This is a genomic window from Caenispirillum salinarum, from assembly GCF_044803115.1.
In the GTDB taxonomy this organism is placed as follows: Bacteria; Pseudomonadota; Alphaproteobacteria; order Rhodospirillales; family Rhodospirillaceae; genus Caenispirillum; species Caenispirillum salinarum_A.
Window position 1 is genome coordinate 4,596,148 of the sequence record NZ_CP085224.1, and the last position, 13,887, is coordinate 4,610,034.

Below are 13,887 nucleotides of genomic sequence, written 5' to 3' on the forward strand. Positions count from 1 at the left end.
GGCCGTGACTCATGGACGCTGAACAGGGCTTCCTCATGCGGCCGAGGGCTGTATCATGCTCCCGAGTCGCGCCGCCATCCGCCTGAAGGGAGACCGCATGCCGTCCCGCGCCCTGAAGCTTTCCGCCTCCGCCCTTTTCCTGCCGCTGGCGCTGGGCGCCTGCGCCGCCGGCTCGCTGACGGAGCCCGCCGCCGGTTCCGGCGCGACCACCGCCGGCCTGCTGGATGCCACCGCGCCGCGCTACCAGGCCGACGACACCTGGTCCTATCGCGCCGCCACCGGCGAGGACGTGGTGGAAAAGGTGGTTGCCGTACGCGACGACGGCACGGTCCTGTGGGCCGCCACCGACGGCCGCCGCTGGGAAGCCGTCGCCAACCCGCTGCTGCCGCCGCTGCGCACGCTGCCCGAGGCCGGGCCGCGGCTGGCCAACACCTTCACGCCGCCGGCGGCCGAGCTGGACCTGTTCCCGCTGACGCCCGGCAAGACGGCCGCATTCACCACGCAGACCGCCGCGGAGCAGGACGGGCGCGTCGAGAAGACCACGGAAAGCCAGTGCCAGGTGCGCGGCCCGCGCGAAGTGACGGTGCCCGCCGGCACCTTCGACACCGTGGAAGTGTTCTGCCGCCACGGCGGGCGGTTCGAGACGCTCTATTACGCGCCGGAAGTCCGCAACACCGTGATGGAACTGCGCGACGTCGACGGCCGCATGGAGAAGAAGGAACTGGTCGCCTACCGCCCCGCCGCCACCCCGCCCCCGGCAGACGCCGTGGCGGCGGCCGCGCCCATGCCCGGCGACCCGGCGCCTCAGACGGCGGCGGTGGAGGCCGAAACCCTGGACACGCCGCAAGCGCAAGCGCAAGCACAAGCGCAGGCGCAGGCGCAGGCGCAAAACGCTCAGGCCGAACCCACGCAGACGGCCGCCCGGCCCGCCGATGCGCCGGGCTGGACACTCCAGCTTGCCGCCCTGTCCTCGCGGGAGGCTGCCGACAAGGCCTGGGCCCAGTGGCAGACGGCGGTGCAGGGCGCGGTTCCCGGCGCCGAGGCCACCATCATGCAGGGCAACGGCCTGTGGCGCCTGACCACCGGCCGCTTCGAGACCCGCACGAACGCCGCCGCCGCCTGCGCCAGGCTCAAGGCGGCCGACGTGCAGTGCTTCCCGAAGGAGCTGTAAGGACGCAGAACGAACGCGCGGAGCCGCTGCCGCGCCGGCGAACGATCAGGCGACCGGCTCAGGCACAAGCGGCCCGCGCTTCCCCCGCGCCCGCGTCTTCCACGCGATTCCGCCCCGCACCCTTGGCGCGGTAGAGGGCATCGTCGGCCTGTTTCACCACGGCGTCCTGGTCATCCCGCGCGCCGGCGAGCGCGACACCCAGGCTGGCGGTGGTCGACACGACACGGTCGCCGCAGGGGATGGAGGCTCCGGCGATGCGCCGGCGGATGTCCTCGGCCAGATGTCGGGCGCTGTCGGCGTCGTGGTCGGGCGCCAGGACGAGGAATTCTTCCCCGCCCCAGCGGCACAGGCGGTCCGCCGAGCCCAGCGCGTTGCGGATGATGTCCGCCACGCCGGCGATCACCCGGTCGCCCACCTGATGGCCGTGGGTGTCGTTGATCGCCTTGAAATGATCGATGTCGAGCAGCATCACCGCCATCCGGGTGCCGCGGCGGGCGACGGCGCGGGCGGTCTCGTCATAGACGTGGTCGAACACCTGCCGGTTGATGGCCCCGGTCAGCTTGTCGGTCGACGCCATCTCCTCCAGCCGGCGCTGGTAGCCGCGCAGGGTCCAGTGGGCCAGCGCCAGGACAACGGCGGTGATGACGGCGCACAGCAGCAGAGTCAGCAGCAGGGTGTTGTCCAGGCGATCCTGCGCCGGGTCGCCGTGCTGCACCACCAGCAGGTGCCAGCCGAACTCCGGCACTAGGCGGGTGTTGACGTATACCGGCTCGCCCCCGTGCTCCAGGGTGAACGAGGTCGACGGATTGGTCAGGATGTTGGTGGCCGCGCCCCGCAGCGCGGGCCAGTCCTGCAGGCGCGTCGGCCCCTCGAAGCTGTCCGCGTGCAGGGTTACCTCGCCGGTGTCGTCGACGAACAGAACGTCGCGGCCGTAGCGCGCCCGGTAGGTTTCCAGCATCGCCTTGACCTTGTCCATGGACAGGCCGACGCCGGTGATGCCGAGCAGTTGCCCGGAGAAGTCGCGGACCTTGTGATTGATGAAGATGGTCAGGCGCGTGCGGTCGGCGGTGTCCCAGTCGACATTGACCTCGTACATGCCCGGCGTGTCGCGGGTGGCGAAGTACCAGGCATCGGCCGGCTCGTCCGGCGAAACCTGCCGCAGAAGGCCGTCGGCGTGATAGTAGTGCCGCGTCCGGTCCGAGACGAAGAAGCTGGAGACCGTGCCGTTGCGCTCCTTGATCTCGGCCAGGAAGCGGACCATGCGCTCGGGCTCGGCCTCGCCTTCGATGGCCCAGTCGCGGACGAAGGTGTCATGAGCCATCTGGGCCGAAATCAGGATCGGCCGCAGCAAGTCCTGCTGGATCTCCGAATAGATGTTGTCGCTGGTCAGCGGCAGCGTCGTCTCGGCCAGTTGGTTCGACAGCGAGTCCCGCGCCACCCAATAGCTGACCAGGCTGGTCAGCAGAAAGCCCGCCACCAGAAGCCCCGTCAGCAGAACAACAAAGCGTGTCTTTCGGGGTGTCACAGCGGGATCGTCTTTCTGCGAAACAGGTTACATCCCACAGTGGTAGACCACCCCGACCGGATTGGCAAGAACGGCCGAATGGTCACGGTTGCAGGGCGGCCGGCCCAGCGGCTGTCATAGCCGCTCGCGCAGGAACGCCTCCACCGCGCCGCTGACGGCCTCGTTTTCGAAGGTGGGGGAAACATCCAGCAGCAGGCCGATGTGGCCGGTGCCGGCCACCCGCTCCACCGTCACCGGAACGCCGGCGGCGCGCAGGGCTTGGGCAAAGTTGCCGGTGTGCTCGGGCGCGACGGTGGTGTCGTCGGTGCCGTGCAGCAGCAGCGCCGGCGGATCGGCGGCGTCCACGTCGTCCAGCGGCTCGGTCGTCGCCGGGTCGGTTTCGTGGCCGAAGATGGTGCGGGAGATTTCCACCGTGTAGGGGTGGATGTCGTAAGGTCCCGCCAGACCGACGAAGGCGTCCAGCGCGTCCGGGTCGCCGCCGGCCTGCCTGATCCAGGTGTCGTCGTAGGCCAGCATGGCCGCGTTGTAGGCGCCGGCGGAATGGCCCATCAGCGCCAAGCGGCCGGGGTCGCCGCCGTACTCCGCCACATGCGCCTGCGTCCAGGCGACGGCCCTGGCGTTGTCGTGCAGGAAGCCGGGGAAGACGACCTCGGGATAGGCGCGGTAATCGGGGATGACCACCAGGAAGCCGGCGCGGGCCAACTGCGCGCCGATGAATTCATAGCCGGCGCGGTCGCCGCTTTCCCAGGCGCCGCCGTAGATCCAGACGACGACGGGGAACGGCCCTTCTCCCGGCGGCTTGTGGATGTCCAGAAGGCCGCGCGGCCCCTCGGCATAGCGCAGGCCGGTGCGGGAGACGTGGCCGTCGTCGCTGACGGTGGCGTTCAGCAGGTCCAGCCCCGAACAGGCGGCCAGCGGCAGGATCAGGGCGGAAACGGCGAGAAGGCGGCGGAACATCATGCCCCCTCTACGCGCGAACGGGCGCGACGGATGGCCGCCGCGCCCGCATGCATCGTGCATAACCCCCGATCAGGCGCCGCGCAGGCGGCTGAGTTCCTTGGGCTGAGTGGTATCGGTGTCGTTGCGGTCGGCCAGCGGCAGGAAGTAATCGCCGGTGAAGCAGGCGTCGCAATAGGTGCGTTCCCTGTCCGAGCCGCGCTCCGCTTCGCCGACGGCGCGGTACAGGCCGTCCAGCGAGATGAACGCCAGGCTGTCCACGCCCAGGAGCTTTTCCATCTCGGCGATGGAATGCTGGGCGGCCAGCAGGCCCTCGCGCTCCGGCGTGTCGATGCCGAAGAAGCAGGGCCAGGTGGTCGGCGGCGAGGAAATGCGCATGTGCACCTCGGTCGCGCCGGCCTGGCGGACCATCTGCACGATCTTGGTCGACGTCGTGCCGCGCACGATGCTGTCGTCCACCAGCACCACCCGCTTGCCCTCCAGAAAGGCGCGGTTGGCGTTGTGCTTGCGCTTCACGCCCAGGTCGCGGGTGCGCTGGGTCGGCTGGATGAAGGTGCGGCCCACGTAGTGGTTGCGGATGATGCCGAACTCGAACGGGATGCCCGACTCCACCGAATACCCCAGCGCCGCCGGCACGCCCGAGTCGGGCACCGGCACGATCACGTCGGCGGGCACGTTGCTCTCGCGCGCCAGTTCCTCGCCGATGCGCTTGCGGGCGTGGTAGACGCTCGTGCCCTCGACCGAACTGTCGGGGCGTGCGAAGTAGATGTATTCGAAGATGCAGAACCGGCGCTGCGTCGGCACGAAGGGCTTCACGCTGCGCACGCCCTCGTGGTCGATGACCACCAGCTCGCCCGGCTCCACGTCGCGGACGTATTCGGCGCCGATGATGTCCAGCGCGCAGGTCTCCGACGCCAGAATGTGCGCGCCTTCCAGATACCCGAGCACCAGCGGCCGGATGCCGTGCGGGTCGCGTACGCCGTACATGGTCGTCGCCGTCAGGGCCACCAGCGAATAGGCGCCCTCCACCTTGCGCAGGGCGTCGACGATCCGGTCCTCAACGTTCAGGAAGTCCGACCGCGCGACAAGCTGCATGATGACTTCGGTGTCCGAGGTCGAAGAAAAGATACAGCCCTTGCCCACCAGTTGCCGGCGCAGGGTGACGGCATTGGTCAGGTTGCCGTTGTGGCACAGCGCCAGGCCGCCGAAGGCGAGGTCTGCGTAGAACGGCTGGACGTTGCGCAGCGCCTTGTCGCCCGAGGTGGAATACCGGTTGTGGCCAATGGCCATGGGGCCGGCCAGGCGGTTCATCACCTCTTCGGACTTGAAGTTCTCCGACACATGGCCGAGGCCGCGGTGGGAATGGAAGCTTTCCCCGTCGCAGGAGACGATGCCGGCCGCCTCCTGCCCGCGGTGCTGCAGGGCGTGCAGCCCCAGCACCGTGTGGCTGGCCGCGTCCGGATCGTTGAAGATGCCGACGACGCCGCATTCCTCCTTGGGCTTGTCGTCGTCATCCTCGTCGCGGAGATGAACCGGGCCGAAGGCAAAGGGATTGGTGGTCAGCATCGAAGACCGAAGCTCCTGTCTTCCGGTATGGCGCCCTGGGGCGTGCGGATTTTACTGCGCCGTCTCGAAAAGCCGGTCCAGGGACTGGCGCTCGTCCTGGCCATAGCCGACGCCCTCGTCGTCGGCGGGAACGGAGGGCGGCTCGGAGGCCGGCGTCGGGGCCGGCTTGGAGCGGGGCGTCGGCGCAGGCTCGGGCGCGCGAGCCGGCGCGGGTTCGGACGCCGCCTGGCTTTGCACCCGCGTTTCCTGCCGGGGCTGCGGCGCCGGAGCCGAAGCCGGAGCCGGAGCCGGAGCCGGCTGGGCGGCGGGCTCGGTCCGGGGGGCCGGCTGCGGCTCCTGCCCCTGCACGCGCGGCTGGATCAGCGTGTCCAGATTGCGTTTCAACTCGATGGCGTCCTCGGCCGTCTTGCGGCCCGTGTCGGCGGCCTGCCCGATGCCCAGTTCCTCGGGCACGGCTTCCTGGATCATTGCGGCGGTGCGCTGGATGAGCGGCAGGCCGCGCGCCTCGCGGATCCAGTCGGGATGGTCGGCCGGCGGGATCATCCAGGCGAGCAGGATATAGGCCAGTCCGACCAGGAACGCACCCCGTGCCAGGCCGAAAAGTACGCCCAGCGACCGATCCACCGATCCCAGCGAACTGTCCTGCACCTTGCGCGCGATGCCGCGCGTCAGGATGGAAAGGACCAGAAGCGTCACCAGGAAGATGGCGACGGCCGCGGCGGCGTCTGCGGCCCAGGTGACGGGGATGAGCTGGCGCACCTCCGCCTGCACGATGGGCAGGCCGTACAGCGCCGCCAGGCCCGCGCCCACCCAGGCGGCGATGCCCAGCGTCTCGTGCACGAATCCGCGGAAGAAGGCGAGGACCGCCGACAGCAGCAGCACCACCAGGACGATCAGGTCCAGCACGTTGAGCGGAAGCGCGTCCATCCAGTCTCCGAAGGCCCGCTCCTGCGCGGGACCGTGTTGCCGATTTTACTCCGCCGAATCGTCCCGCCGCGGCACCGGCGGGAACATGGCGACCAGGTCCTGAAGATGGCCGATCTCGCGGACCTGCAACCCCTCGATCACCGGCGCCGGCCGCATCTTGCCGCCGGAGCCCGGCTTGGGCTGGCGGCGCGGCACCAGGGCATCGCCGAAGCCCAGCTTGGCGGCCTCCTTCAGCCGCACCTCGGCCTGCGCCACGGCGCGAACCTCGCCCGACAGGCCGATCTCGCCGAACACGGCCATGTCGGCGGAAACCGGCTGGTCGGTGGCCGACGACAGAAGGGCGGCCGCGACCGCCAGGTCGGCGGCGGGCTCGCCCACGCGCAAGCCGCCGGCGACGTTCAAATACACGTCGTTGCCGCCCAGGGCAAGGCCGCACCGGGCTTCCAGCACCGCCAGCACCATGGCGAGCCGCCCGGTGTCCCAGCCCACCACCGCGCGGCGCGGCGTGGAAAAGCCGCTGGGCGCCACCAGCGCCTGGATCTCCACCAGCACGGGGCGCGAGCCTTCCATGCCCGCGAAGACGCAGGAGCCCGACACGTTGCCCCGCCGCTCCGCCAGGAACAGGGCCGAGGGGTTGAGCACTTCCGCCAGCCCGCGCTCGGTCATCTCGAAGACGCCGATCTCGTCGGTGGCGCCGAAACGGTTCTTCACGGCGCGCAGGATGCGGAACTGGTGGCCGCGCTCGCCCTCGAAATACAGCACCGTGTCGACCATGTGCTCCATGACGCGCGGTCCGGCGATGGTGCCTTCCTTGGTGACGTGGCCCACCAGGAACAGCGCGAACCCCTTGCGCTTGGCCAGCCGGATGAGTTCATGCGAACACGCCCGCACCTGACTGACGGTGCCGGGCGCGCTGTCCAGGGTGTCCAGGAACATGGTCTGGATGGAGTCGATGACGGCCACCTCCGGCGGGTCGGCCTCCAGCGTCGCCACGATGTCGCGGACGCTCGTGGCGGCGGCCAGTTCCACCGGGCTGTCGTCGAGGCCAAGGCGCGCCGCCCGCAGCCTCACCTGGTCGATCGCCTCTTCACCCGAGATGTAGACGCAGCGCATGGCGCGGGCGAGCGCAGCGGTCGCCTGGAGCAGCAGGGTCGACTTGCCGATGCCGGGGTCACCGCCCACCAGCAGGGCCGAGCCCGGCACGAGCCCGCCGCCGCACACGCGGTCCAACTCCCCGATGTGGGTCTTGCGGCGGGGCGGGGTGGTGGCCTCGCCGCGCAGGGGCACGAAGTCCAGCTTCCGCCCGCCGCGCCCGCCGCTGGCGGTCTTCGGCTGGGGCTCGGGCGCGGCCTCTTCCTCAATGGTGTTCCACTCGCCGCAGCCCTCGCAGCGGCCCTGCCACTTGGAGTGGATGGACCCGCAGGCCTGACAGACGAACTGGGACTTGGGTTTGGGCATTTAGCCTCGCATAAAACTGGGGCGCCAGCTCCCTAAGGTATAGAAGAGGGGGCGCCACTAGATCGGGCGGTGACCTTTTTCTTGAAGCGCCCACCCCATCACAGACCGAGCTATATTATCCCGCCGCTCGCTTTGGTTATCACTTTCTTGACTCCCAACATCCCCCAGAACCCGAAGGTATAGCCGCTCCCGCTCGGCGCTATCCAAAACGGTGCCATATTCACTAAGAATTCCGTCAATGCACATGATCACTTCTACGGTATCTTGGTAGGGGTGCTTAACTTCCTTCGCCGAAGACCATGGCTCCTCACCAACAATTTGAGCGATACTGCATTCAAGTATCTCTGCCAGCCTTCGCAGCGTCGGGAGCCGCAACCGCTCTTCGTCCCGCTCATACCGAGAGACGGTCATCTCTGTAACATCCAGCGCTTGGGCAACCTTTTTGCACGTAAGATTGCGAGATTGCCGGATTTCCCGGAGATTATTTTTCATGGTTGCTCACCCCTCGCTTTTGATCGAAGAGCTTAGAACATAACCCATCCGGTTATTAACATCAAGGGCGCGATCAAAATCCACCGCTTCGGTTTCGCCTACCCACGCAACTCCATCTGGATCGGGCCCTCGGCGCGGCCGTTGACAAACTGGTCGACGTAGTCGTTGCCGCTGGCATCAACATCCGCCGCGTCGCCGGCCCAGATGATCTTGCCGTGGTAGATCATGGCGATGCGGTCGGCGATCTTGCGGGCCGAGGCCATGTCATGGGTGATGGACAGCGTGGTCGCGCCCAGGTCCTCGCGGCAGGCGACGATCAGGTCGTTGATGACGTCGGCCATGATGGGGTCGAGGCCCGTCGTCGGCTCGTCGAAAAAGATGATTTCCGGCTCCGCCGCGATGGCGCGGGCCAAGCCCACGCGCTTCTGCATGCCGCCGGAAAGCTCCGCCGGGAACAGGTCCGCCACGTCCGGCTTGAGGCCGACGGCGCGCAGCTTCTCGACGGCGATCTCGCGCGCGTCCTTGCGCGGCATCTTGTCGCCGTGGATCAGGCGGAAGGCCACGTTCTCCCAAACCGCCAGGCTGTCGAACAGGGCCGCGCTCTGGAACAGCATGCCGAACTTGTGAAGCAGCCGGTCGCGCCCCTTTCCGGTGACGCCGGCCGTTTCCTCGCCGTCGATGCGGATGGAGCCGGTGTCGGGGTGCAGCAGACCCAGCACGCATTTCAGCAGCACCGACTTGCCGGTGCCGGAGCCGCCGATGATGACGACGCTTTCGCCCTTGCCGACGTCCAGGTCGACGCCGTCCAGCACGCGCTTCGATCCGAAGCTTTTCTCGACGCCGCGGATGCGGATCTTGGGTTCGCTGTCGCTGGCGGTCATGGCGTCCGTCGTCATCGGCTGAAGAACAGTTCGGTGATGATGTAGTTGGACGTGAGAATCAGGATCGACGCGCCCACCACCGCGTTGCGGGTCGCCTGACCGACGCCCTGGGCGCCGCCGCGGCTGATGTAGCCGTTGTAGCAGCCGATCAAGGCGATCAGAAAGCCGAAGACGGCGGCCTTCACCAGTCCCGAGGCCACGTCCATGACCTCCAGGTAGTCCAGCGTGCGGCGGATGTAGCTGCCGGCGTTGAAGCCCAGCTTGTAGGTGCCCACCAGATAGCCGCCGAACACGCCGATGATGTCGGCCACCAGCACCAGTACCGGCAGCATGAGCGTCGCCGCCCACAGGCGCGGGGCCACCAGGTACTTGAAGGGGTTGGTCTCCAGCGTCGTCAGGGCGTCGATCTGCTCGGTCACCCGCATGGTGCCGATCTCTGCGGCCATGGAGGCGCCGATGCGCCCGGCCACCATCAGGCCCGCCAGCACCGGACCCAGTTCGCGCGTCATGGACAGCACGACGACGGTGGCCACCGCGCCCTCGGCCGAGAAGCGGGCAAAGCCGGTGTGGCTCTGCAGCGCCAGCACCATGCCCGAAAAGATGGCCGTCAGCCCCACCACGGGCAGGGAGTAATAGCCGATCTCGATCATCTGGCGGCCGACGTTGCGCAGGAAGAACGGCGGCCGGAAGCAGTGCGAGACGGCGGTGACGGTGAAGATGCTCAAGCGCCCCGCGTGCCGCAGGAAGGCAAGCACCATGCGGCCGATCAGGGCCAGGAAGTTGACGTTTCTCATGCCGCTGCCCCCTCCGGCCCGCCCGTGAAGACACGGCGGTAGCGCGCCCCCAGTTGCGTGAGAATCTCGTAGCCGATGGTGCCGGCGTCGGCGGCGACCTCGTCAACAGGAATAAGGGGTCCGATCAGGTCGATCATGGCGCCGGGACGGGCCTCGTGCTCGGGGACGGCGGAAACGTCGAACAGGGTCAGATCCATGGACACCCGACCGACCACCGGCACCCGCCAGGCGCCCAGGGCGCCGTGGCCGCGATTGCTCAGTGCTCTCGGATACCCGTCCGCGTAGCCCACACCAACGGTGGCCACGCGGGACCCTGCCCCCATCACGTGCGAGGCACCATAGCCGACGCTCTCGGGACCGTCAATTTTCCGTACCTGTAGTATGGGCGCCGACAGCCGCACCACCGGACGCATGGGATTGCGCCGGCCGGGCGTGGGGTTGACGCCGTAGAGCGCCACGCCGGGCCGCCCCAGGTCGAAGAAGGAGTCGCCGCCCAGGAACAGGCCCGAGGAATTGGCATAGGACCCGCGCGCACCCGGCAGCCGGTCGCGCAACCGGCGGAACAGGGCGTTCTGCTCGGCGTTCAGCGCGTGCCCGGGCGTGTCGGCGCAGGCCAGGTGCGTGACCACCACCGCCGGGTCGACATCGGCCACGGCATCGCCGTCATCCAGAAAGGCCTCGGCCTCCGCCACGGTCAGGCCGAGGCGGCGCATCCCGGTATCGAAGTGCACCGCCGGGCGCGGCATCCGCGCACGCATATCCGCCGGCAGGCTGCGGTATCCGGTGATCTGCTCGGGCGTCGACAGCACCGGGGCCAGCCCGTGCTCGGCAAAGACCTCCGCCGTGCCGGGCAGCAGGCCGCACAGCACGTAGACCGGCGGCGCGGCGGCATCGGCCGGCGCGGCATCGGCCGGCGCGGCCTCGGCCAGCACGCGGCGCAGGCGCACGCCTTCCTCGATCTGCGCGACGAAGAAGGTGCTGCAGCCGGCGGCGAACAGCGTGCGGGCGACCGGCGCCAGCCCGAGTCCGTAACCGTCGCCTTTGACCACACCGGCGCATTCGCCCCCGGCTTCGGCCATGCGAGCGTTCAGCAGGCGCCAGTTGGCGGCCAGGGCATCCAGGTCGATGGTCAACACCGCGCAGGCGGTGCAGGCGCTGCTCATGAGGGCTCCGCAGTGGGTCGCAGGGGCGTCGTGCTCGCCGGACTGTACGGTGCGGCGCCGCGTCCGCCAAGCCTTTAGAGTTACGCCCTGGCATGACGGCCCTGCGTCGGTTTGACGTGCCAGCCGATACGGTCCTCAGGTAATGTGGGGATATAGACGTTGGCGCCGTCCCCAGGAGCGTATCATGCCTCTCGACACCCGCCGCCCCCGCACCACCGCCTGGCATTCGCTGGAGGCCTCCGAGGCCCTGGAGCGCCTGGGCAGTTCACCTCACGGCCTGGGAACGGCCGAGGCCGAGGCGCGGCTGAAGGAGGCCGGCCCCAACCGCCTGCCCGAGGCCGAGCGGCGGCCGGCGTGGAAGCGGTTCGCCGGGCAGTTCAACAACGTGCTCATCATCGTGCTGCTGGTGGCCGGCGTGGTGACGCTGGCCCTGGAGCATTACGTGGACAGCGGGGTGATCTTCGGCGTTGTGCTGGTCAACGCGCTGATCGGCTACATCCAGGAAGGCAAGGCGGAAAAGGCCCTGGAGAGCATCAAGGGAATGCTCTCGCCCGAGGCTGTGGTGCTGCGCGACGGCCGCCGCACCCGGATCAAGGCCGGGAACGTCGTGCCCGGCGACGTGGTGGTGATCGAACCCGGCGACCGCATCCCCGCCGACATTCGCATCATCAAGGCCCGCGGCCTGCGCGTGCAGGAGGCGGCCCTGACCGGCGAAAGCGTGCCCGTGGACAAGACCGCCACACCCGCGCCCCTGGCCGCACCGCTGGCCGAGAGGATGTCGCTGGCCTTTGCCGGCACCACCGCCGTGCAGGGCCACGCGCAGGGCGTCGTCTTCGGCACCGGCCTGCACACGGAAATCGGCCGCATCTCGGAAATGCTGAGCCGGGTGGAGACGCTGGACACGCCGCTGCTGCGCCAGCTCGCCCATTTCGGCCGCGTGCTGACCGCGGCCATCCTGGGGCTGGCGGCGGTGGCCTTCGCCGTCGGCACCGTGCTGCGCGGCTACAGCATGGAGGAGATGTTCCTGGCCGTGGTCGGCCTGGCCGTCGCGGCAATCCCCGAGGGTCTGCCGGCCATCGTCACCATCACGCTGGCCATCGGTGTTGCGCGCATGGCAGGCCGCAACGCCATCATCCGCCGCCTGCCGGCGGTGGAGACGCTGGGATCGGTGTCGGTGATCTGCTCGGACAAGACGGGCACGCTGACCCGCAACGAAATGACCACCCGCGCCTATGCCTTGGCCGACGGCGCGGTGGAGGTGGCGGGCACCGGCTACGCCCCCGTCGGCACCTTCCGGCGCGACGGCACGGCCTTCGACCCGCTGGAGGACCCGCTGCTCGCCCGCATGCTGGTGGCGGGCGCGGTCTGCGCCGATGCGCTGGTGGAGGACACCGGCGCCGGCGGCTGGGCCGTCACCGGCGATCCGACCGAAGGCGCACTGGTGGTCGCCGCCGGCAAGGCGGGCCTGGACCCCGAGACCCTGCGGCGCGAGCACCGCCGGCTGGACGCCATTCCCTTCGAGTCCGAACGTGCCTACATGGCGACGCTCGACGCCGATCCCGACGGCGGTCGTCCCAACATTCACGTCAAGGGCGCGCCCGAGGTCATCCTGCGGCTTTGCGGCACCGAGGCCACCACCGGGGGCGAGCGCCTTATCGACCGAGACGCCTGGCACGCCCGTGCCGGCGATCTGTCGTCACGCGGGATGCGGGTGCTGGCCCTGGCCGAACGGCCCGGCGCGCCGTCCGACACCCACCTGGACGAGGCCCATGTTGCCGAGAACCTGACGCTTCTGGGCCTGGTGGGCCTCATCGACCCGCCGCGCGAGGAAGCCATGCAGGCGGTCACCCGCTGCCTGTCGGCGGGCATCCGGGTGAAGATGATCACCGGCGACCACGCCATGACGGCCCGCGCCATCGGTACGGCGCTGGGACTGCCCGGCGCCGGCGAAGCCATGACGGGCGCGGACATCGACGCGACCTCGGACGACGACCTGCGCCGGCGCGTGCACGAGGTGGACGTCTTCGCCCGCGCCACGCCGGAACACAAGCTGCGGCTGGTCACGGCGCTCCAGCACGACGGCTCCATCTGCGCCATGACCGGCGACGGCGTGAACGACGCGCCGGCGCTCAAGCGCGCAGACGTGGGCGTGGCCATGGGCGTGCAGGGCACCGACGCCGCCAAGGAGGCGGCGGAAATGGTGCTCGCCGACGACAACTTCGCCTCCATCGCCGCGGCGGTGGAGGAAGGACGAACCGTCTACGACAACATCAAGAAGGCCATCACCTTCATCCTGCCCACCAACGGCGGCCAGGCCATGACCATCCTGGCGGCCATCGCGCTGGGGACCATGCTGCCCATCACGCCGGTGCAGATCCTGTGGGTGAACATGATCACGGCGGTGACCCTGGCCCTTGCGCTCGCCTTCGAGCCGCCGGAGAAAGGCGTCATGGCCCGCGGCCCGCGCGCACCCGGCGCGCCCATCCTTTCGGGCTTCCTGATGTGGCGCGTGGCCTTCGTCTCGACCCTGCTGCTGGTGGCCGTCTTCGGGCTGTTCCTGTGGCAGGTGGAAGGTGCGGGCGCGGACCCGGCCACCGCGCGCACCGTGGCCGTCAACATGCTGGTGGCCGGCGAGATCGCCTATCTGTTCAGCAGCCGCTACCTGACGGCCAGCGCGTTCTCGTGGGACTGCTTCACCGGCTCGCGCGCCGCGCTGATCGCGGTGGCGCTGGTGGTGGTGGCGCAAGCGGCCTTCACCTACTGGCCGCCCATGGCGTTCCTGTTCGGCACGGCCCCCCTGACGGGCGAGCACTGGGCCGCCATCGCCGGCTGTGCCGTGCTGGTGTTCCTGGCCGTGGAAGCGGAGAAAGCCGTGGTCCGGCGGCGGCGGGCGAAGTAGCCCGCCCGCGCCGGGCCTTGCGTGTTGACTGTTGCCGGAGCTGAATGAATCCGA

General features: G+C 69.3%; 11 protein-coding genes. 2 read left to right on the plus strand and 9 right to left on the minus strand.

Annotated features, from left to right (window positions below):
• Positions 1-55 precede the first annotated feature (55 nt).
• Positions 56-1,171 carry an SPOR domain-containing protein gene (locus LG334_RS21310; protein ID WP_404381275.1) on the plus strand — a complete coding sequence of 372 codons (1,116 nt, stop codon included), beginning with the start codon at positions 56-58 and terminating at the stop codon, positions 1,169-1,171.
• A 58-nt stretch (positions 1,172-1,229) separates the two neighbouring features.
• Here the strand turns inward: LG334_RS21310 and LG334_RS21315 are convergent, their stop codons facing one another.
• The 9 genes from LG334_RS21315 to alr all read right to left on the minus strand — a co-directional run bounded on the left by LG334_RS21315 (position 1,230) and on the right by alr (position 10,934).
• Complete coding sequence (locus LG334_RS21315; RefSeq protein ID WP_404381277.1) at positions 1,230-2,696, minus strand: diguanylate cyclase; 1,467 nt, start codon at positions 2,694-2,696, stop codon at positions 1,230-1,232.
• A 114-nt stretch (positions 2,697-2,810) separates the two neighbouring features.
• Positions 2,811-3,656 carry an alpha/beta hydrolase gene (locus tag LG334_RS21320; protein WP_404381279.1) on the minus strand — a complete coding sequence of 282 codons (846 nt, stop codon included), beginning with the start codon at positions 3,654-3,656 and terminating at the stop codon, positions 2,811-2,813.
• A 69-nt stretch (positions 3,657-3,725) separates the two neighbouring features.
• A complete protein-coding gene (gene purF, locus LG334_RS21325) occupies positions 3,726-5,219 on the minus strand; it encodes an amidophosphoribosyltransferase (RefSeq protein WP_404381281.1) in 1,494 nt (497 codons plus the stop codon).
• A 51-nt stretch (positions 5,220-5,270) separates the two neighbouring features.
• Positions 5,271-6,146, minus strand: coding sequence for a CvpA family protein (locus tag LG334_RS21330; RefSeq protein ID WP_404381283.1), 876 nt, complete (start codon positions 6,144-6,146; stop codon positions 5,271-5,273).
• A gap of 45 nt (positions 6,147-6,191) precedes the next feature.
• Entirely contained in the window at positions 6,192-7,604 is a 1,413-nt protein-coding gene (radA, locus tag LG334_RS21335) for a DNA repair protein RadA (protein WP_404381285.1), read from the minus strand.
• Between the two features lie 57 nt (positions 7,605-7,661).
• A complete protein-coding gene (locus tag LG334_RS21340) occupies positions 7,662-8,096 on the minus strand; it encodes a helix-turn-helix transcriptional regulator (RefSeq protein ID WP_404381287.1) in 435 nt (144 codons plus the stop codon).
• Between the two features lie 98 nt (positions 8,097-8,194).
• Positions 8,195-8,977, minus strand: a complete 783-nt coding sequence (locus tag LG334_RS21345; protein ID WP_404381289.1) for an ABC transporter ATP-binding protein — start codon at positions 8,975-8,977, stop codon at positions 8,195-8,197.
• An 11-nt stretch (positions 8,978-8,988) separates the two neighbouring features.
• The gene (locus LG334_RS21350) at positions 8,989-9,771 is read right to left on the minus strand and encodes an MlaE family ABC transporter permease (RefSeq protein WP_404381291.1); all 783 of its coding nucleotides are present in this window, start codon (positions 9,769-9,771) and stop codon (positions 8,989-8,991) included.
• Complete coding sequence (gene alr, locus LG334_RS21355; protein ID WP_404381293.1) at positions 9,768-10,934, minus strand: alanine racemase; 1,167 nt, start codon at positions 10,932-10,934, stop codon at positions 9,768-9,770. Before alr ends, LG334_RS21350 begins: the two co-directional genes overlap by 4 nt.
• A 184-nt stretch (positions 10,935-11,118) precedes the next feature.
• On the opposite strand from alr, the gene LG334_RS21360 reads away from it, so the two are divergent.
• Positions 11,119-13,833, plus strand: a complete 2,715-nt coding sequence (locus LG334_RS21360; protein WP_404381295.1) for a cation-translocating P-type ATPase — start codon at positions 11,119-11,121, stop codon at positions 13,831-13,833.
• Positions 13,834-13,887 lie beyond the last annotated feature (54 nt).